Genomic DNA, 18592 nt, shown 5'->3' with positions numbered 1-18592 from the left:
CGACATTGATGCTGAACGTGCCGGCCCCTTCGCTGGCAAGCCAGCTCCTACAGGAATTGCGGTGTGTCGGTTTTTTATGGCGATGATCTATCCTGTGCCCCCCGATTTCACACCGGAGTCACCTGTGCCCGCCCTCACCGCCCGCGAGGTTTACCAGCCGTTGCGCGATGCCGCCCAGGGCATTTGCACCTTCAAGCGAGTCGACGACGCTTGCGAGTCTGGCCATGTACGGGTCGACATCGACGGCTGGCGCCTGACGCTCGACGTCGACACCGGCCACTTGCGCCACTGCCTGCACGGCCAAAGCCCAGAGGGCCGTGAATATGTGTTCGACAACGGGCAACGCTTCGGCACCGACCCGGTGAGCCTGCTCAGCACCTGGGAGCTGGCGCAGATTGAACGGCTGCTGGCCTGAATCCTTCGCAACCTGTCGTTCCCTGGCCGCACTTGTGATAAACAAGCCGCAGTGATTTTCGCGTCCAAGGAGGTTCTGCCCATGCCCCGTTCCCCACGCCTGCCGCACTGGCTGGCCGGCGCCCTGCTCGGCTTGTTCGCTGGCGGTGCCCAGGCCAGCGCGCCGCCCCCGGCGCCCGATGCCTTGCAACCCTTGCTGGCAACGATGAATGAGCGGTTGTACATCAGCGAGCTGGTGGCGCTGACCAAGTGGGACAGCGGTAAACCGGTCCAGGACAACGCCCGGGAAGCGCAAGTCATCGCCAACGCCCGCAAGCAAGCCACCCAGCGCCAGCTCGACCCCGACGATGTCGCCGACCTCATCGCTGCGCAGATCGAAGCCAGCAAACTGGTGCAATACGGCCGGCTCGCGCAATGGCAAGCGGCGCACAAGGCACCGGACACGCCACGGCCGGACCTCATTAACGACATCCGGCCCAAGCTCGACAAGCTGCAAAACCTGCTGCTCCAGCAGTACGCCGATTTCCTGCCCTACCGCAAAGACCCGAACTGCCCGCAATGGCTGGCCACCGAACGCTCCGCGCTGATCAAGGATTACCTGCATGGCCAGGCGATGATTCGTGCGACCGGAGAGCTGTGCGTTGTAGGTCGATGACAGCGAAGTGATCCAGACGAAGAGCCCGGCCCAATCGGCCGGGCTTTCATGGACGCTCTTTCTTCTTCAGTTCGCCGCCGCTTGAAACCGCTTGCGGTAAGCCGCCGGCAGTAGCCCGACGCGTTGTTGAAACAGCCTGCGAAACGAGTTGCCATCCTCGTAGCCCACGGCATAGGTGATGCTGTCCAGCGTCATGCGTGTGGATTCAAGCAACTGTTTGGCCTTTTCCAGACGCAAGGTCTGCAGGTAGGTAATCGGCGTGTAGCCGGTGGCGTCCTTGAAACGTCGCTTGAAGTTGCGCACGCCGAAGCCGAATTGTTGGGCCACATCATCGATCAACAACGGCTGATCGAAGCGTTCTTCCAGCCAGTTTTGCACCCGCAGGATGTCGCCATCACCATGGCTCTTGGGCATTGACCACATCACATACACCGACTGCTCGCTGCGCACCGAGTCGACCAACAGGTACTTGCCACACTTTTGCGCCAGTTCCAGTGACGCAAAGCGACGCACCAGGTGCAGCAACAGGTCCATGGCCGCACTCGCGCCGCCACTGGTGACCACGCGATTGTCCTCGCAAATGATTTGCCCTTCGTCCAGCAACGCTTCGGTATAGCGGCGACGGAAAAGCTCGGCAAAAGCCCAGTGCGTGGTCGCACGGGTGCCGTTCAATAGCCCGGCCTCACCCAACATGAACGCCGCCGTGCACATGGAAGCCACCACCGCGCCTTGGGCGTGCTGCTCACGCAGCCACGGTCCATAGGCGCAAAACGCCGGTAAGGCGTCCTTGAGGGTGAAGAGGAATCCCGGGATCAGGACCAGATCGGTTCGCGGGATCTCGCGAGTGGAACGGTTCACATGCAAGCGCTGCCCGCCCCAGGCGGCCACATCGGCGCCATCGAGCGAAGCGCTGACCACCCTGAACGGTGGTGGGTCGCTATCGGCGAACAGGTTGGCGGCACTGAGCACTTCCAGGGCCATGGTTGCGCTGGCGGCGGAGCATTGATCGGCCAGTAACAAGGTGATGTGCATAGCGACTCCATTGCACTTTCCGCATGAAAAATGTCATTTGCGCACCTACCTTAGCCGATTTCCATGGCCTAAAGTGCAGCCATCAACCCAACAGTGGCGCACTTATGAATCTCTGGTTTCGACTTTTCCTTATGCTGTTGCGTCGCCCGTGGCGCAACCCCGTGGACGCCTCGGCGACCACCGTTGTGTGCATGCGCGTGTGGCCGCTGGATCTGGACCTCAACCGGCACGTCACCAACGGTCGCTATTTCACGCTGGCAGACATCGGGCGAATGGATTACGTACTGCGCAGCGGCGCCTTTCGCGTGGCGCTTCGTCATAAGGCCGTGCCGATTGTCGGCGATACCTGGGGCAAGTTCCGCCGAGAGTTGCGCCTGTTCGAAGCCTTTGAAATACATACCCGCATGCTTGGCTGGGACGACAAGTGGACCTTTATGGAGCACCGTTTCGTGAGCAAGGGCCGGGTGGTCGGCGTGGTGGTGATGCGCGGTCTGTTCCGCGCGGGCAGAGGCACGGTGGCACCCGGTGAATTCGCGCTGGAACTGGGTTTGCCAGAGCAATCGCCGTCGATGCCGCCATGGCTGACGGACTGGTCGCGTAACTGCAACGACATGAGCCATCAGTTGCGTACACAAGAGGCTCCGCCTGCGCGGCAACCGGAGACAGTCGGCTGACCGCCAACCTGTGTACGCTCTATTCTGTGCCTACCTCGCGCAACGGGCGAGTTGTGTGTTGTGAGTCGATCACAGCGAAGTGATCCAGACGAAGAGCCCGGCCCAATCAGCCGGGCTTTTACATCAGGAGGATGCATTGAAACGCTACTACATCGAAATGGGCGTCGCGATTACGCTGTACGCCGTGTTGTTGCTGGTGTCGGTGATCTTGCTTAAAGACCAGCAAGAAATGGCAATGATGCTGAAGATCATCATCACGCTGTTGCCTGTGATTCCTGCGGGGCTGATGTGTTGGGCGGTGGTGCGCAATATGCGCGCGCTGGACGAAATGCATTTGCGTATTCAGTACGAAGCTCTCGGTTTTGCCTTTGCCGCTTCGGCATTGCTGACCTTCACTTACGGTTTTCTGGAGAATGTCGGCTTTGCGCACGTGTCCTGGGTCTGTGTGTGGCCAGTGATGGGCCTGATGTGGATGATCGGGCTCAGACTTGCCAAGCGGCGCTACCAATGAAAAACCGTCTCAAGGAAGTGCGTGCCGAACGCAAGTGGTCTCAGGTCGATCTGGCGGCGTTGCTGAATGTTTCGCGGCAGACCATCAATGCCATCGAAAATGGCCGCTATGATCCTAGCCTGCCCTTGGCGTTTCAGATTGCCCGGGCATTTGCGCTGCCTATTGAGAGCATTTTCGATGATGAGTTCGCTGGATAATCTCCCTCTTCAATCAGGCGCCCGTCCATGAGCCATACTGAAATCCTCGCTAAAATCTTCCTCGGCCCGGTGTTGCTGGCGCAAGGTCTCTACACCAGGCGGGTGACGCCGAGGTTGCCGGAGGCCGAAGGCGAACGTCAGGGCGATGCCGGCAGCGGCGACGTTCTGCGGTTGTTGATTGTCGGCGACAGCGCCGCTGCAGGCGTGGGTGCGGCGACTCAAGGTGAGGCCCTCAGCGGTCGGTTGGTGGAGCGCCTGGCCGATGATTATCAGGTGGCGTGGAAACTCTGGGCGCGCTCGGGCCTGGATTCGCAAGGGTTGCTGGAGCTGCTCGAACAGCACGCCCCCGAGCCGTTCGATGTGGTGCTGTTGTCGATTGGCGTCAACGATGTCACCAGCTCACTCAACCTGGATCAGTGGCTCGCCCGGCAACGGCGCTTGATCGCGCTGCTGTGCGACAAGTTCGCGGTGAGGCAGATCGTGGTGTCGCCGCTTCCGCCGATGCATCTGTTCCCCGCGCTGCCGCAACCCTTGCGCTGGTTTCTGGGGTTCAGGGCGCGTCGTTTCAATGCACATTTGGCGGATCTGGCCGCACGCCTGGATCAATGTACGATGCTCACCACCCCGTTGGTACCCGAACCGGGCTTGATGGCCAGCGATGGTTTTCATCCGGGGCCGATGCTCTACCGTCAATGGGCCGACGATGCCGCCAGGGCTATCGACCAACGCTTTCGCACCACAACAATAAAAACAGGAGTTGAAGATGTCTGAGCTGAACCTGAACCCCAATGTCGCAGCGTCCCTGAAGCAGTGGCACGCGATGATCGGCAAGCGCGACTTGAGCGCCTTGCCCGAACTGCTCGATCCGCAGGCGGTGTTCCGTTCGCCGATGGCGCACACGCCGTATCCGGGAGCGCCGGTGGTGTCGATGATCCTCAACACGGTCATGAACGTGTTCGAGGACTTTGCCTATCTCCGCGAGTTGGCGACGGCGGATGGCTTGAACGTGATTCTCGAATTCAGCGCCAAGGTCGGCGGGAAAGAGCTGAAGGGCATCGACATGATCCGCTTCAATGAACAAGGCAAGATTGTCGAGTTTGAAGTGATGGTGCGACCGTTGAGTGGCTTGCAGGCGTTGGGTGAGGAAATGGGGCGGCGGTTGGGGGCTTATCTGAAGGCCAGCAAGGCCTGATTTACCTGATTCACCAAAAATCCCTTGTAGGAGCGAGCCTGCTCGCGATGGGCGTTAACGAAAACGCGTGCTTGCTGGATAAACGCGGCGTTCTTGAGTCCATCGCGAGCAGGCTCGCTCCTACAGGTTTTGTGTAAAGTCTGGAATCCTCACACCATCGGCTGGTGACTGGTTACGCAGTGAATCCCGCCCCCGCCCGCGGAGATCGCGTCGATGTCGAGCTGCACCACCTCGCGGTCCGGGTAGAGTTCGGACAACAGGTCGAAGGCTTTGGCATCCGCTTCCTTGTCACCGAACTGCGCAGCGATGATCGCGCCGTTGATCACGAAGTAGTTGATGTAGCCGGCGGCGAAGTCCTGATTGTCTTTGCTGAACTGGCTGTTGCGCGGGTTGAGCGGCGGCGACACGGTATGCACCTGCAATTTGCGGCCATCGGCATCCGTGGCGTTTTCCAGGACTTTCAGATGGGCGCGGGTGACCTTGTAGTCGTAGGACTCAGGGTCGTTGTCGAGGTTGGCGATCACCACACCAGGCTTGACGAAACGCGCATAGAAGTCGACATGGGCGTCGGTGATGTCCTTGCCCTTGATGCCCGGCAGCCAGATGATTTTGCGCAGGCCCAGCCGTTGTTTCAGTTCCTCTTCGACCTCGGCCTTGCTCCAGTCGGGATTGCGGTTGCGGTTGACCCAGCTGCTTTCGGTCATGATCCCGGTGCCGTGGCCATCGACTTCGATGCCACCGCCCTCGCCCACCAGCTCGCTGCGCAGGTAATCCGCCTTGGCGTTTTCGGCGACCTGGGCGGCCAGTTGTGCATCGTCCGCATGCTGCTGTTTGTTGCCCCAGCCGTTGAAGTTGAAGTCCACGGCGCCAAGGCCGCCGCTGCCGTCGACGACAAAATTGGCGCCGATGTCGCGCATCCAGATGTCGTCCAGTTCGGTGATCACGAAGGCGGTGTTGCGGCTGCCGCATTTGGCTTCGGCCAGGCGCCGTTCGCCCTGGCGGCAGAACACGGTGACCGGCTCGTATTCGGCTATCGCGCGGGCAATCCGGCCAAGGGCGTCTTGCACGTGGGGCGTGAAGTCCTCCCAGATCGCGGCCTGTGCGCCGAAGGCGATGAAGGCCCGCTGGTGTTTGTCCCCTTCATCGGGCATGTACCACTTGCCGTTGCCGGCCGCTCGCACCGGCAGGCAGGCAAAACCCAATCCCATGGACGCCACCGCACCCAGTCCGGCGGCGACCGATACCTGCTTGATGAATGTTCGACGTGTCGGCATGTGTTTTCCTGAAATCGAGGTTTGGCCGGCCCTCGGGCCGGCCGGTGATCAGTTAACGGTAGCGGTCTTGAACTTGGTCCAGGTGCGCATGCGTGCCCGCATGTCGGCCTGGGGAATGTCCTTGCCCGGAATCAGCCGTGCGTAGGTGGCGTCATCGAGGTAGATGTCCGGGTTGTTGCGCATCGCGGCATCGACGTCCGGGCGGGCCTTGGCGTTGGAGGTCGGGTAGCCGGTGAAGTTGCTGATGGCTGCCATGTTCTGCGGGCGCATGACAAAGTTGATGAAGGCGTAGGCGTACTCCGGGTGCCGGGCGTCGACGGGAATGGCCATGGTGTCCATCCACACCGTGGTGCCTTCACGGGGAATGCGGTAGTGGAAGGTGGTTTTCTTGCCGGCACTGTCGGACGTGCGCTGCGCCTGGGTCATGTCGCCGCTGTAGCCGAGGGACATGCACAGATTGCCGTTGACCAGATCGGTCACCGGTTGCGACTGGAACTTGCGGATGTACGGCCGCAACTTCATCAGCAAGTCACTGGCCGCCGCCAGGTCCGCCGGTTTGGCGCTGCGCGGGTCGCGGCCGAGGTAGTTGAGCACCACCGCCAGCACTTCGTCCGGCGAGTCGATCATCGAGATGCCACAGTCGGCGAACTTCGCCGCCAGTTCCGGCTTGAACAGCATGTCCAGGCTGTTGACCGGCGCGTCCGGTGCACGCTTGGCGATCTGCTCGGCATTGTAGGTCAGGCCGATGGTGCCCCAGGTATACGGGACCGTGGCCTGGCTCGAATGCTCATAGTGCGAGCGCAGCTTTTGCAAACCGGGCTCGACGTCGTTGATAGCGGTGATTCTGGACTGGTCCAGCGGTTGCAGGCTGCCGGCGCGCATCAGGCGTTCGGCCACGGTGTCGCCGGGGAAGATTAGGTCGTAGCCACTGCCACCGGCAAGCATCTTGGCTTCCAGGGTTTCACTGCCGTCCATGACGTCGTAGATCACCTTGATCCCGGTTTCGGCGGTGAACTTGCTGAGGGTGTCTTCGGCAAAATAATCGGCCCAGTTGTACAGGCGCAGGGTTTTCTCCTCGGCGTGCAACGCAGGCACCGCACAGCTCAGCGCCAGCCCCATGGCCAGGCACAGCCTGTTGATCATGTTCATGTCACACCCCTTGGGTTGCCCAGCGTGAGTGGATCTGACGACCGTCCTGGGCCAACAAGGCGCCGTACATGTCCGGACGGCGATCGCGGTAGATGCCCCAGGTCAGGCGGTCTTCGCGCATGGCCGCCAGGTCCAGGCTGTGGACCAGCACGCCGGTGCTGTCGCGGTCGGCCTCGGCGAGCAATTTTCCCTTGTGATTGCAGATGAACGACGAGCCGTAGAAGCTCATTTGCAGGGTCGGGTCGGTGGTTGCTGCTTCCCGGCCGACACGGTTGGCCACCACTACAGGTAGCAGGTTGGCGGCGGCGTGGCCGCGCATGGTCATTTGCCAGTGATCCCGGGAATCGAGGGTGGCGCAACCCGGTTCGGAGCCGATGGCCGTGGGGAACAGCAGCACTTCGGCGCCCATCAAGGCCAGGCAGCGAGCGGTTTCCGGGAACCACTGGTCCCAGCAGATGCCCAGGCCGATGCGTCCGAACGCGGTGTCCCAGACCCGGAAACCGCTGTCGCCGGGGCTGAAGTATTCCTTCTCCTGATAGCCGATGGCGTTGGGGATGTGGGTCTTGCGGTACACGCCCAACAGGCGCCCGTCGGCGTCGGCCACGCTCAGTGAATTGAAGTACGCATTGCCGGCCTTCTCGTACCAGCTCAGTGGAAGCACCACGCCCAACTCTTTCGCCAATGCGGCAAGGCGCTGGAGCACGTGGCTGTCGCGATACTCCTCGGCCAGCGCCAGGTGTTTGTGGTGTTGCTCGATGCAGAAATACGGCGTGGCGAACAGCTCCTGCAACAGGATGACCTGCGCGCCCTTGGCTGCGGCTTCGCGGACCAGTTGCTCGGCCTGGTCGAGGTTGTGTTTCAAGTCCCAGGTGCAGGGCATCTGGGTGGTGGCGATGGTGAGTAAGGTCATGGCATCAACCCCGCACCGGCCAGGCCGGCTGTTGCTGGGTGATGCAATGCACACCGCCGCCGCCATGGGCCAGATGGTTGATCCGCACCGGCACCACTTCGCGCCCCGGGAATGCCTGCGCCAGTACTTCGGCAGCGACCTTGTCGGCATCGATGCCGTAGGCCGGCATGATGATCGCGCCGTTGGCGATGTAGAAGTTGGTGTAGGAGGCGCAGAACACTTCGGCCTCGGTGTCCACCGCATCGGAGGCTTCATAGAGTTCGATCAGCTCGAACTTGCGGCCTTGGGCATCGGTGGCCAGTTCAAGAGCGCGACGGTTTTCCCGTGCGACTGCGGCATACACAGAGTCCTGGTCGTGGGTGGCGTCCACCAGCAACACGCCGGGGCGGGCAAAGGCGCACACACCGTCGACGTGGCCGTCGGTCATGTCGCCGGTCAGGTAGTCCGGATCGCCCGGCAGCCAGATGGTTTTCTTCACGCCCAGCAGGCGGGTGAAGATCTCTTCGATCTCGGCCTTGGTCACGCCCGGGTTACGGTTGGGGTTGAGCAGCACCGACTCGGTGGTGATCAGCGTGCCCTCGCCGTCCACGTGAATCGCGCCGCCTTCGTTGCTCAGCGCGGTGCCGAAACACTCCAGCCCCAAATGGTTGAGCGCACGACGGGCCAGGCTTTCGTCCAGATCGTGGGCAGACTTGCCGCCCCAGGCGTTGAAGCGCCAGCTCACACCAGCCAGACCTTGCTGTGGATGGCAAACGAAGCTCGGGCCGGAGTCGCGGCACCAGCTGTCGTTGACCGCCAGTTCGATCAATTCGATGTTCAGCCCGCACAAGGCCTTGGCGCTGGCGACGGCTGACGGATCGACCACCAGTTTCACCGGCTCAAAACGGGCGATGGCGTTGGCCACCCGGGCGAAGTCTTCTTGAACCTGGGGCAGTGTCACCCGCCAGCCTGACTCCCACAGAGTCTTGTTGTGCGGCCAGACCATCCAGGTGGCGGCGTGGGTGACCCACTCGGCCGGCATCGTCCAACCGCTGTTTTGAATTTGGTTCTGCTGCATGACAAGCACCTCTGAGTTAAGTCATTGTGTTCAATGAAAACGGCCTTGGCGGTCTTGGCGGTCTTGGCGGTCTTGGCATGCATGCTACGGCTGGAAAAACAGGCAAACAAACGATGGATTTTGCAGGAAACTGATTAGAGGAACTTATCGATATGCTCAAACACTGGCCGCCCCTGAGCACCCTGCGCGGCTTCGAAGCCGCCGCCCGGCTGGGCAGTTTTCACAAGGCCGCCGACGAGTTGCACCTCACCCAATCGGCGATCAGCCAGCAGATCCGCAGCCTTGAAGCCTACCTGGAACAACCGCTGTTCCATCGCAGCGGGCGCAGCGTCAGCCTGACCGATGCCGGGCACGATCTGCTGAGCACCACCCAGGCGCTGTTGCAGCAACTGGCGGTGGGCATTCGCCGGTTGGGGCAATACCAGAAACCCAATCAACTGGTGCTCAACACCACCCCGGCGTTTGCCCGGCACTGGTTGTTGCCGCGCCTGGGGGATTTCCGTCGCCAGCATCCGCAGGTCGATCTGTGGATTTTCAGTACCGATGAAGTGCCGGACATGGCCAGCCAGACCATCGACCTGGCGGTGCGCGACGACATCGGTTCTCAGGCTGAATGCAGTTTCAGGGTGCTGCACGCCGACCGCCTCTACCCGGCGTGTCATCCGAGCCTGTTGGCCGTACCGGTGGATCAGCGCACCACCCTGCACGGCGAGCGGGAAATGGACTGGAGCCACTGGGCGGTGGAATCGGGAATCGATGTGGGGCAGATGGATCAGGGGCTGAATTTTTCCGATCCGGGGTTGCTGCTCGACGCGGCCTGCACCGGGCTGGGCATTGCGCTGGTCAGTCAGTTGCTGAGTCGGCAGGCGCGGGCCACCGGGCTGTTGCTGCCGATGGTGGAGCAAACCATCCGCGGCCCGAACTGGGCACTGCTCACCCACCGTGACAGCGAGAACATCCCGATGGCGCGGGCCTTCACCGAATGGCTGGCCGACAACCTGGCGGCCGCCCCCCAGACCACGGCGTGATCATTGCGCCGGGAAGGTTTGCAGGTAGGCGAGCAGGTCTTCGATTTTTTCCGGGTCGCTGAGGCCCCAGAAAATCATGCGGGTGCCAGGGACAACTTTCTTCGGCGCTTCGAGGTAGGCGATCAGGGTTTCGCGGTCCCAGACCAGGTTGGCGGATTTCATCGCGTCGGAATACACGTAGTCCGTGGTGACGGCGGAGTGGCGACCGATCACGCCATTGAGTTGCGGACCGAAGGACGCACGGGCCGACTCGCCGATCTGATGGCAGCCGCTGCAGAGGCGCTTGAACAGTTTTTCCCCGGCTTGTGCATCGCCCGCAGCAAGGGAGGGAGTGCTGAACAGGCCAGCGGTGAGCGCCAGGGCGAGGGTCAGGGCGGCGATTTTCTTCATGTTGCGTTTCCAGTCTGCGAGTGCTCGCTATTGGAACATGTCCGCCAGCCCTGTGCATTCTGTAGGAGCGGGCTTGCTCCGGGCGGCGTTCCGACGAATGCGATGGATCAGTCACCTTCTCTGCTGGATGTGATGGCCTCTTCGCTGGCAAGCCAGCTCCTACAGGGGTTATGTGCACTGGTTTATTTTTGGGTGCGAGATGTATTGAGCGCCACGGCTGCCTGAATCAACGCCTTCAGCGCCCTTTCATCGATCGGCTCACCCTCGTGGATATCGATGGCACGCCGGGTATTGCCTTCAAGGCTTGAGTTGAACAACTTCGACGGATCGTCCAGTGAAGCGCCCTTGGCGAAGGTCATCTTCACCACCTGCTTGTAGGTCTCGCCGGTGCAGATGATGCCGGCATGGGACCACACCGGCACGCCGCGCCACTTCCACTCTTCGATCACTTCGGGGTCGGCCTGGCGGATGATCTGGCGGACGTGGGCCAGGGTTTCGCCGCGCCAGTCGGCCAGTTCCCGGATTCGTTCGTCGATCAGCGCCGAGGCTTCGTTTGTTTCAACCTTGTCCGTTTTCATCACCGTTTCGACCCTCATCATGATGGTTGTGACCGATGAGGGTAGACGGTGCTCCAAAGTTTTCAGGAATCGCTGACTGACGGCGCCTGGGGCACGGGGCGGGTTTTCACGGTGACGAACATTTTGATGCGGTCGCCGATTTCCTGGAGGGTATGACGGAATGGGTCGTGTCTTTCGCTGGTGGTCGGGTCTTCGAAGCTCCAGACCATCACTTCACCGGTAAACGGTATGCGCGAGACCTCTTCGGAGGACTTGTCGCACAGGGTGATGACGTAGTCGAACGCCTGACCTTCGAAATCTTCGAGGGACTTGCTGCGCAGACCGCTGGCATCAACGCCGATGTGATCGAGGGATTCGAAGGTGCGTGGATCGATCCCGGTGGCCTCGAGCCCGGCGCTGAAGGCCTGGAAATCGGCAGGATCGGTATGGCGCAGCAGGGCTTCGGCCATGGGTGAGCGGACATCGTTTCTGGCGCAGACGAACAGCACGCGACGTGGGTCGGTCATGGGGTTACCTCGGCTGGCAGGGTTTCAGTGTTTGCTCATCAATCCATGCAGCACGCCGAACCGCAAACCCGGTTCCGACGCAATCATATGCGTGATGCCAAACACCTTGAACGCTGCCAGCATCAACACCAGGCCGCCGGGCAAAATGCTCAGGCGATGGGTGGGCAACCCCGCCAGCTTGAGGTGTTTCACATGTTTGACTTCCAGCAGGCGCAACGACAGGCGCAACAGGCCACCGTAGGTGATGCCGCTCTGGTCGTCATCATTCAAGCCATTGGCCTTGAGCACCTTGGCCAGCATCCGCGCCGTCCCGGAAGAACCGATCGTCTGCTGCCAGCCCATGGCGCGGTAACGGCGGGCAATGCATTCGAATTGCACGGTGGCCGCGCGTTCGGCCTCCAGCAGCGCTTCGGCCATGATCCGCCCGCCGTGGAAATAATGCGCACCGAAGGTGCCGCTGCCGATGGCAATGCTCTCGGTGAGCAGCAATTGGTCGCCACGGCCAATGATCATTTCCGTGGAGCCACCGCCGATGTCCACCACCAGCCGTGTGCTTTGCGCCGGCAAGGTGTGGGCCACGCCGGCGTAAACCAGTTGCGCCTCTTCGTGACCGGAAATGACGTCGATGCGAAAGCCCAGGTGGCGCTCGGCACTGGCCAGGAACAGCGGAGCGTTGTCTGCTTCGCGCACGGCACTGGTGGCCACCGCCCGCACGCGCCCGGCCTCGAAGCCGCGCAACTTTTTGCCGAACCGCGCCAGCGCCTGCCAGCCACGGTCCAGCGCCAACTCATCGAGTGCCCCACCCTGCAGGCCTTCGGCCAGACGTACCGGTTCACGCAGGGTTTTCACTTCCTGGATGACCATCTGCTGGTTCCGTCTTACCGACTGGCCAATCATCAGGCGAAACGCATTGGAACCCAGGTCGATGGCGGCAAACAGCGGGGCGTCTTTCATAGGGGGTTCCTTGCACATTCATCTGCCGGCGGACTGGCGGCCGTCGGGCACTCAAGACGGATTGCGAGGATCTTGCCATTGCTTCGATGACACCCAGATGACACCGCCTGGAGATCTGACCCACACCACAAGTGGCAGGATTTGCGGCATCCGGATGAATGGCCATCAAACCGTCATCGAATCGTCATGAACCGGGCGGCATAATCAAGTCATTCAATGCGTGCTTTACTTTTCTGCTGCCAATTCTGGTGGCTTTTTTTTGCCTGAAATTCTGCTTACAGACACTCCTGCGCCGCACGCTCGAACGTCGACGGCACGAACGCCGAGGCCAGCAGCTTGCGCTCGTACAGGAACACCTTGCCGCCATTCGAGGCTTTGTAGGTTTCAAGCACGTTGTCCGCCGCCACTTTGCTCGGGACGACGATCCGGTAGCTGCGCTGGGTCTGCGATACCGTGGGTACCAGCGCATCGTGCTGCAACTTCGGCACCACGCAATGGGTGTACTCCTCGGGCGACTTGCTGGTCTGCAAGGTCAGCGTCGGATTGTTCGGCGTGGCACAACCGGCCAGCAGCAGCGAAGCGAAGGCCAGGGTCGGGGCAAAAAAAGTGCGCATGAATCAGGTCCTGAAAAGAAATCGACGATGGATTGGGTTGCCCGCCGTTCAACGGACGTCGGGCTTGTTAATTGGTTGCTGCGGTCAATCCGGCGGTTACCAGCGCCTTCAACGACGCATCGAACTGTTTCAATGCACTTAGTTGCAGGTCGCGTTGTTGTTCGATTTGCGCGGCGATCTCGGGCGCGGCCTTGTCATGCACCCACACCGACGGCAGTTGTTTTTCCACCGCGCCTTCAGCCTTGCCGATGTACTGCAGGTTGGCGTCGTAGAACCGCGCGGCGAATCGCGCCTCGACCCGATCGTTACGCTGGGTCAGCAACTGGTTGTGGGTATCGAGCATCACCACCACGTCCGGGTGGGCCTGCACCAGGGCTTCGAGGTTGTCGTAGACCGTCACCGACACAAAGGTGTGGTGCAGCGAACTCATCAGCCAGTCGATCGCCAGTTGCGGATCGGAGCTGTTGACGAAGGCTTGGCGAATCCGCGCATCCAGTGCGTTTTTCGCACCATTCACGGCCACCGAGTGGTATTGCTCAAGGTATTGCAGGTTTTCCACGGTGTTTTCGCTGTAGAGCACCCCGACCGTCTGCCCGTATTGCAATCCGCCCTGGCCAGCGGTGATGGGCGGCAGATGGCAGGCGCGTGCGTCCTCGGCGTAGGCCGATGCGGTGGATGCAACACTGCCCAGCAACAGGGCAATCACAGCCAGTCGGGTCAAGATTTTCATCGCGCAGGTTCCTTGAGCAGCGTGTTCAATGCAGGCAATTTTCCGCCTTTGCGCAAAAAACAGAACTTGCGATTCTTGATGGTGACTATTGACTGAACCAATAGTGCGGCGACGCCAGCGCCTGCCTCTGGCGCAAAGTTACCGGTCAATGTCGAACAAGCGGCTGTGCCGGGCGCCCACGGTTGATTACAGTGGCGACTGCCCTCAAAACCTGATCAAGGAACGAAACAATGGTGACCTGCTACCTGAAATACGTGCTCGATCCCTACCAGCTCGAAGCGTTCGAGCACTACGGCAAGTTGTGGATTCCCCTGGTGGAAAAGTTCGGCGGCCAGCACCACGGCTACTTTTTGCCGTCGGAGGGCGCCAACAACATCGCCCTGGCGCTGTTCACCTTCCCCAGCCTGGCGGCGTACGAACATTACCGGCAGCAGTCGATGAACGATCCGGAGTGCATCGCGGCGTTCAAGTACGCCGAAGAGAGGAAGTTCATCTTCAGCTACGAGCGTTCATTCATGCGCCCGGTATTTGGCGAACAGGATCGCTGAGTCAGACTTTTTTCAGATCCAGGCAATAGGTGTAGTAACCGGGGTCGCGCACCCAGCCCAGGGATTCATACAGGCGTTGGGCAGTGAAGTTGTCGGTGGCGGTTTCCAGGGTCATGCCTTTGCCGCCGGCCAGCTTCGCAAAATCCCGGGCGGTGTTCATCAGCAACTTACCGACCCCTTTGCCCCGGGCGGCGGGCGTGGTGAACAGATCACCAAGCAGCCAGGTGCGATGGGCGTCGATAGAGGAAAAAGTCGGGAACAGTTGGACGAAGCCGAGGTTTTCACCGTCGGGGTCCCGGGCAAGAAAAATCACCGATTCATCCCGGGCGAGTCGCTCAGCGATGAAGGCGCGCGATTGCGCAAGGTTCGACGGCTGCTTGTAGAACATCCGGTAGGCGTCAAACAAGGGGGCGATCTGGTCGATGTGCGATGCGTCGGCGCGCAGGGCCTGAATAGCCATGAGGGTGCTCCATTGCGGTCTCAAGGAATTACAGACTAGCAATGGTGTGGAATAGGAAGGGATATTTTTCCAGGCAAGATCAAAAGATCGCAGCCTGCGGCAGCTCCTACATTGGAATGTGTTTCCCTGTAGGAGCTGCCGCAGGCTGCGATCTTCGCGTTTGGATCAGACCCGCACGTTTCGCCCCGGCAACGAAGTACGCTGGCTGCTCTCCCAGCCCTCGACCAGCCCCACCGGCACATCCGCTGACGGCAGCATCTGCACGCCACGCACCAGATCCGAAGCACGCTCGGCAAGCATGATGGTCGGCGCATTGAGGTTGCCGTTCGGCTCGGTCGGGAACACCGACGAATCGATCACCCGCAGACCGGCGATGCCGCGCACGCGCAATTCGGAATCGACCACCGCCATGTCGTCCTCGCCCATGCGGCACGAGCCGCACGGATGGTAGGTGCTTTCCAGGTTGTCGCGCACGAAGGCGTCGAGGTCTTCATCGCTGGTCACCTGGGCACCCGGGGCGATCTCGCCGTCGCGGAAGCGGTCCATGGCTTTCTGCCCGATGATCTCGCGGGTCAGGCGAATGCAGCGGCGGAAGCCTTCGCGGTCCTCTTCCCGCTCCAGATAGTTGAAGCGGATTTCCGGATGCTCGTACGGGTCGGCCGAACGCACCCGCACATAACCACGGCTTTTTGGTTTGTTCGGGCCGGTCAGCACCATGAAGCCGTGGCCCTTGATCGGCTTGTTACCGTCGTAGCGCATCGCCGCCGGCAGGAAGTGGAACTGGATGTCCGGCCAGCGCAGGCCCTTCTCGGAGCGGATGAAACCACCGGCCTCGAAATGGTTGGTGGCGCCCAGGCCGTCCTTGAACAGCAACCAGCGCAGACCGATCATCAGCTTGCTCAAAGGGTCCATCTTGTTGTTGAGGGTCACCGGTTCCTTGCAGCCGAACTGGATGTACACCTCGGCGTGATCCTGCAGGTTCTCCCCTACTCCCGGCAGGTCATGCCGTACGCCGATCCCGGCCTTGCGCAGCACTTCCGCTGGGCCGATGCCCGAGCGTTGCAGCAGGTGCGGCGAACCGATCGGCCCGGACGAGATGAGCACTTCGCGGTTGCAATACACCTGGTGAGTCTGGCCACCGTGGTCATACATGACCCCCACCGCACGCTTGCCTTCGAGGATGATCTGGCGGGTCATCGCATGGGTGATCACCGTCAGGTTCGGACGGCCCATGGCCGGGCGCAGATAAGCGTTGGCCGTGGAGCAGCGCACGCCGTTCTTCACGGTCATGTGCATGGCGCCGAAACCTTCCTGCATGTAGCCGTTGCAGTCTTCGGTCTTGATGTAGCCCGCCTCCGCGCCGGCTTCGACCCAGGCACCGTACAGCGGGTTTTTCATGTGGTTGCCGTTGGTGGTGTGCAGAGGCCCGGTCTGCCCGCGATAGCTGTCGCCGCCCGACTCGTAGCTCTCGGCACGCTTGAAGTACGGCAGGCAGTTGCGATAGCCCCAGCCTTCGGCACCCAGGGATTCCCACTCGTCAAAGTCCAGCGCGTGGCCACGGATGTACACCAGGCCGTTGATCGACGACGAACCGCCCAGCACCTTGCCCCGTGGGCAGTGGATGCGTCGGCCGTTGAGGTGGGTCTCCGGCTCGGTTTCGTAGCGCCAGTTGTATTTCTTGGTGTTCATCGGGATCGAGAATGCGCTCGGCATCTGGATCACTACGCTCTTGTCACTGCCGCCGAATTCCAGGACCAGCACCGAGGTGGCCGGGTCTTCGCTCAGGCGGTTGGCCAACACACAACCTGCCGAGCCTGCGCCAATGATGATGTAGTCGTATTTTTGCGTGGTCATGACTATCTCCCGACCGTCGATTCAGTGAATACCGGTTGTGGTGGCTGTTTGTGGGTCAACGTGTCGCCGGTGGTGTATTGCGGGGAGGTTTTCTCGATCTGCTGGATCACTACTTCTTCGCGCTTGAGATCGATCGAGCGGCTCAGCCAGTAGTACGCCAGGCCGGATACGATCAGCCCGACCAGCCAGGCGATGTCGATGCTGCCCAGCGCCTTGGCGAGCGGGCCGACATACACCTCGCGCTGTTCAACGCCGTCGAAGATGTAGAAGAACGGGATCATCGAGATAAAACCGATGGCATAGGCGGCGATGCCGCGCAGGCCCCAGCTGCCGTAGATGTTGCCGTGGGGCATGAAGAAGTGCGGGATGGCGTAGCGGCCCTTGCGCACGAAGAAGTAGTCGGTGAGGTTGACCGAGGTCCAGGGCACCAGGAAGTACAGCATCACCACCAGGTAGATCCCCAGCACCGACAGGCCTTTGCCGGAACTCTGGATGCTCAGGGCCACGCCCAGTTGCAGCAGGATCACAAAGCCGATGGCCAGGATGCGAGCCCTGCGGGTGGGTTCGATGTGCTTGATCGAGTCGACGCAGGTCAGCGTGGTCAGTTTGGCGCTGTAGATGTTCATCGCGATCACCGGCAGGAACGCCAGAATGGTGACGACCACCACCGCCGTGCCCACCAGCGGCGACACGGTGTTGCCGACTTGCCCGAGGGCCACCAGCACGTCAGTGGAGTGCAGGTGATCGGCCAGCCAGCCACCCACGGAAATCATCCACGCGCCAGACAGCGAAGCCCCGAGGAACACCACGGCGATCAACTTGCCGCTGGAGGTGTTTTTCGGCAGGTAGCGCGAGTAGTCCGACACATAAGGCGCATAGGCGATGTTGTAGCTGGCGGCCGCCGCAAACTGCGCGATGAAACCGGTCCAGTTGAAACCCAGCGGCTCCCGGGCCACTTCGCCCTCCGCTAGCGCCGGCAGCACTGCATCCGGCACCCAGCCCATCACCACCGCCACGGTCACCAGGCCATACAGCGGCAACGACAGGTACAGCGCCCATTTGAAGCTGCGGTGCATCCAGTCATGGCCGAGAATCGCCAGCACCGCCGCCGGTATGGTCACCGCCACCGCGATCACCGCCGGGTTGAACCCGAATAGCGTATGCAGCCCCTGCATCATCAGCACCAGGTTGACGATGTTGAAGCCGGCGAACACGAACAGCGTTGCGAGCAGTACCAAAATCACCCCGCGATAGCCGAACTGCGCGCGGGACTGGATCATCTGCGGCAGGCCAAGGTGCGGGCCCTGGGAGCCGTGAAACGCCATGAACAGTGTGCCGAACATGATGCCCAGCGTACCGGCGAGCGTAGTCCACAGCGCGGTCAGGCCGACGCTTGGGCCAACGAAGCCGATGGTCATGGTGAAGAAGGTGAAATTGCCGAGGAACCAGAACGGGCCCTGACTGGCCAGCTTGTCAGTGCGCTCGTTCTCGGGGATGAAGTCAATCGAATGCCCCTCGACGACGGATTTTTCGTCGGGGCTGGACACGCTCGTGGCGGACTTGGCGTTAGTGTTCATGATGGACTCTTATTGTTGGAAGATCATGACGAGATAACCGCGTTCTTTCGGGTGAACGACTCCCCTGTGGGAGCGAGCCTGCTCGCGAAAAAACGTTAACGATGACGAGGGCTGCCTGGGTGAGCGCGGCGCTCTGACGTCTTTCGCGAGCGAGCTCGCTCCTACATGGGCTGAGCTCACGCGTGCCTACCTGGCGTTGTTGCTGGAACCGTACAGGACTGTAGGAGCGAGCCTGCTCGCGATGGTCTCAAGAGCGCCGCGTTTAACCGGCAAGCACGCGTTTTCGTT

23 protein-coding genes are annotated in these 18592 nt (G+C 61.3%); 9 read left to right on the top strand and 14 right to left on the bottom strand.

The window, feature by feature from the left end:
- Positions 1-124: 124 nt before the first annotated feature.
- Complete coding sequence (locus AC1DKH_RS21640) at positions 125-415, top strand: DUF7693 family protein (RefSeq protein WP_477788118.1); 291 nt, start codon at positions 125-127, stop codon at positions 413-415.
- Between the two features lie 81 nt (positions 416-496).
- Positions 497-1069: a chorismate mutase gene (locus AC1DKH_RS21635; RefSeq protein ID WP_477799236.1), complete on the top strand. Its 573-nt coding sequence runs from the start codon at positions 497-499 to the stop codon at positions 1067-1069.
- A gap of 66 nt (positions 1070-1135) precedes the next feature.
- Here AC1DKH_RS21635 and AC1DKH_RS21630 read toward each other — a convergent pair whose 3' ends face one another.
- Positions 1136-2101 carry a GlxA family transcriptional regulator gene (locus tag AC1DKH_RS21630; protein ID WP_347911768.1) on the bottom strand — a complete coding sequence of 322 codons (966 nt, stop codon included), beginning with the start codon at positions 2099-2101 and terminating at the stop codon, positions 1136-1138.
- Positions 2102-2205: 104 nt separating this feature from the next.
- Here AC1DKH_RS21630 and AC1DKH_RS21625 point away from each other — a divergent pair, with 104 nt between their 5' ends.
- From AC1DKH_RS21625 to AC1DKH_RS21605, 5 genes are all read left to right on the top strand, one after another.
- Entirely contained in the window at positions 2206-2775 is a 570-nt protein-coding gene (locus AC1DKH_RS21625; protein WP_347911767.1) for a thioesterase family protein, read from the top strand.
- Between the two features lie 136 nt (positions 2776-2911).
- Positions 2912-3286: a hypothetical protein gene (locus AC1DKH_RS21620; RefSeq protein WP_477754273.1), complete on the top strand. Its 375-nt coding sequence runs from the start codon at positions 2912-2914 to the stop codon at positions 3284-3286.
- Positions 3283-3483 (top strand): helix-turn-helix transcriptional regulator, encoded by a 201-nt coding sequence (locus AC1DKH_RS21615; RefSeq protein ID WP_477799235.1) that lies wholly within the window; start codon positions 3283-3285, stop codon positions 3481-3483. Before AC1DKH_RS21620 ends, AC1DKH_RS21615 begins: the two co-directional genes overlap by 4 nt.
- A 27-nt stretch (positions 3484-3510) precedes the next feature.
- Positions 3511-4254 carry an SGNH/GDSL hydrolase family protein gene (locus AC1DKH_RS21610; RefSeq protein WP_477754272.1) on the top strand — a complete coding sequence of 248 codons (744 nt, stop codon included), beginning with the start codon at positions 3511-3513 and terminating at the stop codon, positions 4252-4254.
- Entirely contained in the window at positions 4247-4675 is a 429-nt protein-coding gene (locus AC1DKH_RS21605; protein ID WP_477754271.1) for a nuclear transport factor 2 family protein, read from the top strand. Before AC1DKH_RS21610 ends, AC1DKH_RS21605 begins: the two co-directional genes overlap by 8 nt.
- Before the next feature lie 149 nt (positions 4676-4824).
- Here AC1DKH_RS21605 and AC1DKH_RS21600 read toward each other — a convergent pair whose 3' ends face one another.
- From AC1DKH_RS21600 to AC1DKH_RS21585, 4 genes are read right to left on the bottom strand one after another with little or no spacing between them, the layout of a single operon-like run.
- Complete coding sequence (locus tag AC1DKH_RS21600) at positions 4825-5949, bottom strand: agmatine deiminase family protein (RefSeq protein ID WP_477799234.1); 1125 nt, start codon at positions 5947-5949, stop codon at positions 4825-4827.
- A 48-nt stretch (positions 5950-5997) separates the two neighbouring features.
- Complete coding sequence (locus tag AC1DKH_RS21595) at positions 5998-7098, bottom strand: extracellular solute-binding protein (RefSeq protein ID WP_477799233.1); 1101 nt, start codon at positions 7096-7098, stop codon at positions 5998-6000.
- A 1-nt stretch (position 7099) separates the two neighbouring features.
- Complete coding sequence (aguB, locus tag AC1DKH_RS21590; protein WP_477799232.1) at positions 7100-8008, bottom strand: N-carbamoylputrescine amidase; 909 nt, start codon at positions 8006-8008, stop codon at positions 7100-7102.
- Positions 8009-8012: 4 nt separating this feature from the next.
- On the bottom strand, positions 8013-9065 hold the full coding sequence (locus tag AC1DKH_RS21585; protein ID WP_477799231.1) for an agmatine deiminase family protein: 1053 nt from the start codon (positions 9063-9065) through the stop codon (positions 8013-8015).
- A gap of 152 nt (positions 9066-9217) precedes the next feature.
- On the opposite strand from AC1DKH_RS21585, the gene AC1DKH_RS21580 reads away from it, so the two are divergent.
- A complete protein-coding gene (locus AC1DKH_RS21580) occupies positions 9218-10093 on the top strand; it encodes a LysR substrate-binding domain-containing protein (RefSeq protein ID WP_477799230.1) in 876 nt (291 codons plus the stop codon).
- Here AC1DKH_RS21580 and AC1DKH_RS21575 read toward each other — a convergent pair whose 3' ends face one another.
- From AC1DKH_RS21575 to AC1DKH_RS21550, 6 genes are all read right to left on the bottom strand, one after another.
- On the bottom strand, positions 10094-10483 hold the full coding sequence (locus tag AC1DKH_RS21575; RefSeq protein WP_477799229.1) for a c-type cytochrome: 390 nt from the start codon (positions 10481-10483) through the stop codon (positions 10094-10096).
- Between the two features lie 182 nt (positions 10484-10665).
- A complete protein-coding gene (locus AC1DKH_RS21570; protein ID WP_477799228.1) occupies positions 10666-11061 on the bottom strand; it encodes a DUF1801 domain-containing protein in 396 nt (131 codons plus the stop codon).
- Positions 11062-11123: 62 nt separating this feature from the next.
- On the bottom strand, positions 11124-11567 hold the full coding sequence (locus AC1DKH_RS21565; protein WP_477754263.1) for an arsenate reductase ArsC: 444 nt from the start codon (positions 11565-11567) through the stop codon (positions 11124-11126).
- Positions 11568-11591: 24 nt separating this feature from the next.
- Entirely contained in the window at positions 11592-12521 is a 930-nt protein-coding gene (locus AC1DKH_RS21560; protein WP_477799227.1) for a Ppx/GppA phosphatase family protein, read from the bottom strand.
- 275 nt (positions 12522-12796) lie between these two features.
- Positions 12797-13135, bottom strand: coding sequence for a hypothetical protein (locus AC1DKH_RS21555; RefSeq protein WP_477799226.1), 339 nt, complete (start codon positions 13133-13135; stop codon positions 12797-12799).
- 67 nt (positions 13136-13202) lie between these two features.
- Positions 13203-13865, bottom strand: a complete 663-nt coding sequence (locus AC1DKH_RS21550; protein ID WP_477799225.1) for an ATPase — start codon at positions 13863-13865, stop codon at positions 13203-13205.
- A 230-nt stretch (positions 13866-14095) separates the two neighbouring features.
- Between AC1DKH_RS21550 and AC1DKH_RS21545 the strand changes: the two genes are divergently transcribed.
- Entirely contained in the window at positions 14096-14413 is a 318-nt protein-coding gene (locus AC1DKH_RS21545) for an NIPSNAP family protein (protein ID WP_477764554.1), read from the top strand.
- A gap of 1 nt (position 14414) precedes the next feature.
- Here AC1DKH_RS21545 and AC1DKH_RS21540 read toward each other — a convergent pair whose 3' ends face one another.
- From AC1DKH_RS21540 to AC1DKH_RS21530, 3 genes are all read right to left on the bottom strand, one after another.
- Entirely contained in the window at positions 14415-14873 is a 459-nt protein-coding gene (locus AC1DKH_RS21540) for a GNAT family N-acetyltransferase (protein WP_477754258.1), read from the bottom strand.
- A gap of 165 nt (positions 14874-15038) precedes the next feature.
- Positions 15039-16727 (bottom strand): choline dehydrogenase, encoded by a 1689-nt coding sequence (betA, locus tag AC1DKH_RS21535; RefSeq protein WP_477799224.1) that lies wholly within the window; start codon positions 16725-16727, stop codon positions 15039-15041.
- Positions 16728-16729: 2 nt separating this feature from the next.
- Positions 16730-18304 carry a purine-cytosine permease family protein gene (locus AC1DKH_RS21530; protein WP_477799223.1) on the bottom strand — a complete coding sequence of 525 codons (1575 nt, stop codon included), beginning with the start codon at positions 18302-18304 and terminating at the stop codon, positions 16730-16732.
- Positions 18305-18592: the final 288 nt, after the last annotated feature.

This window comes from Pseudomonas sp. 05L36 (assembly GCF_056398125.1).
This window is presented reverse-complemented; position numbering and strand designations above follow the sequence as displayed.

Excerpts from the sequence above, each read along its gene's own strand:
- AC1DKH_RS21635 (WP_477799236.1), top strand. The coding sequence starts at position 497 with ATGCCCCGTTCCCCACGCCTGCCGCACTGGCTGGCCGGCGCCCTGCTC.
- AC1DKH_RS21630 (WP_347911768.1), bottom strand. The coding sequence starts at position 2,101 with ATGCACATCACCTTGTTACTGGCCGATCAATGCTCCGCCGCCAGCGCA.
- AC1DKH_RS21625 (WP_347911767.1), top strand. The coding sequence starts at position 2,206 with ATGAATCTCTGGTTTCGACTTTTCCTTATGCTGTTGCGTCGCCCGTGG.
- AC1DKH_RS21615 (WP_477799235.1), top strand. The coding sequence starts at position 3,283 with ATGAAAAACCGTCTCAAGGAAGTGCGTGCCGAACGCAAGTGGTCTCAG.
- AC1DKH_RS21610 (WP_477754272.1), top strand. The coding sequence starts at position 3,511 with ATGAGCCATACTGAAATCCTCGCTAAAATCTTCCTCGGCCCGGTGTTG.
- AC1DKH_RS21605 (WP_477754271.1), top strand. The coding sequence starts at position 4,247 with ATGTCTGAGCTGAACCTGAACCCCAATGTCGCAGCGTCCCTGAAGCAG.
- AC1DKH_RS21600 (WP_477799234.1), bottom strand. The coding sequence starts at position 5,949 with ATGCCGACACGTCGAACATTCATCAAGCAGGTATCGGTCGCCGCCGGA.
- AC1DKH_RS21595 (WP_477799233.1), bottom strand. The coding sequence starts at position 7,098 with ATGAACATGATCAACAGGCTGTGCCTGGCCATGGGGCTGGCGCTGAGC.
- aguB (WP_477799232.1), bottom strand. The coding sequence starts at position 8,008 with ATGACCTTACTCACCATCGCCACCACCCAGATGCCCTGCACCTGGGAC.
- AC1DKH_RS21585 (WP_477799231.1), bottom strand. The coding sequence starts at position 9,065 with ATGCAGCAGAACCAAATTCAAAACAGCGGTTGGACGATGCCGGCCGAG.
- AC1DKH_RS21580 (WP_477799230.1), top strand. The coding sequence starts at position 9,218 with ATGCTCAAACACTGGCCGCCCCTGAGCACCCTGCGCGGCTTCGAAGCC.
- AC1DKH_RS21575 (WP_477799229.1), bottom strand. The coding sequence starts at position 10,483 with ATGAAGAAAATCGCCGCCCTGACCCTCGCCCTGGCGCTCACCGCTGGC.
- AC1DKH_RS21570 (WP_477799228.1), bottom strand. The coding sequence starts at position 11,061 with ATGAAAACGGACAAGGTTGAAACAAACGAAGCCTCGGCGCTGATCGAC.
- AC1DKH_RS21565 (WP_477754263.1), bottom strand. The coding sequence starts at position 11,567 with ATGACCGACCCACGTCGCGTGCTGTTCGTCTGCGCCAGAAACGATGTC.
- AC1DKH_RS21560 (WP_477799227.1), bottom strand. The coding sequence starts at position 12,521 with ATGAAAGACGCCCCGCTGTTTGCCGCCATCGACCTGGGTTCCAATGCG.
- AC1DKH_RS21555 (WP_477799226.1), bottom strand. The coding sequence starts at position 13,135 with ATGCGCACTTTTTTTGCCCCGACCCTGGCCTTCGCTTCGCTGCTGCTG.
- AC1DKH_RS21550 (WP_477799225.1), bottom strand. The coding sequence starts at position 13,865 with ATGAAAATCTTGACCCGACTGGCTGTGATTGCCCTGTTGCTGGGCAGT.
- AC1DKH_RS21545 (WP_477764554.1), top strand. The coding sequence starts at position 14,096 with ATGGTGACCTGCTACCTGAAATACGTGCTCGATCCCTACCAGCTCGAA.
- AC1DKH_RS21540 (WP_477754258.1), bottom strand. The coding sequence starts at position 14,873 with ATGGCTATTCAGGCCCTGCGCGCCGACGCATCGCACATCGACCAGATC.
- betA (WP_477799224.1), bottom strand. The coding sequence starts at position 16,727 with ATGACCACGCAAAAATACGACTACATCATCATTGGCGCAGGCTCGGCA.
- AC1DKH_RS21530 (WP_477799223.1), bottom strand. The coding sequence starts at position 18,304 with ATGAACACTAACGCCAAGTCCGCCACGAGCGTGTCCAGCCCCGACGAA.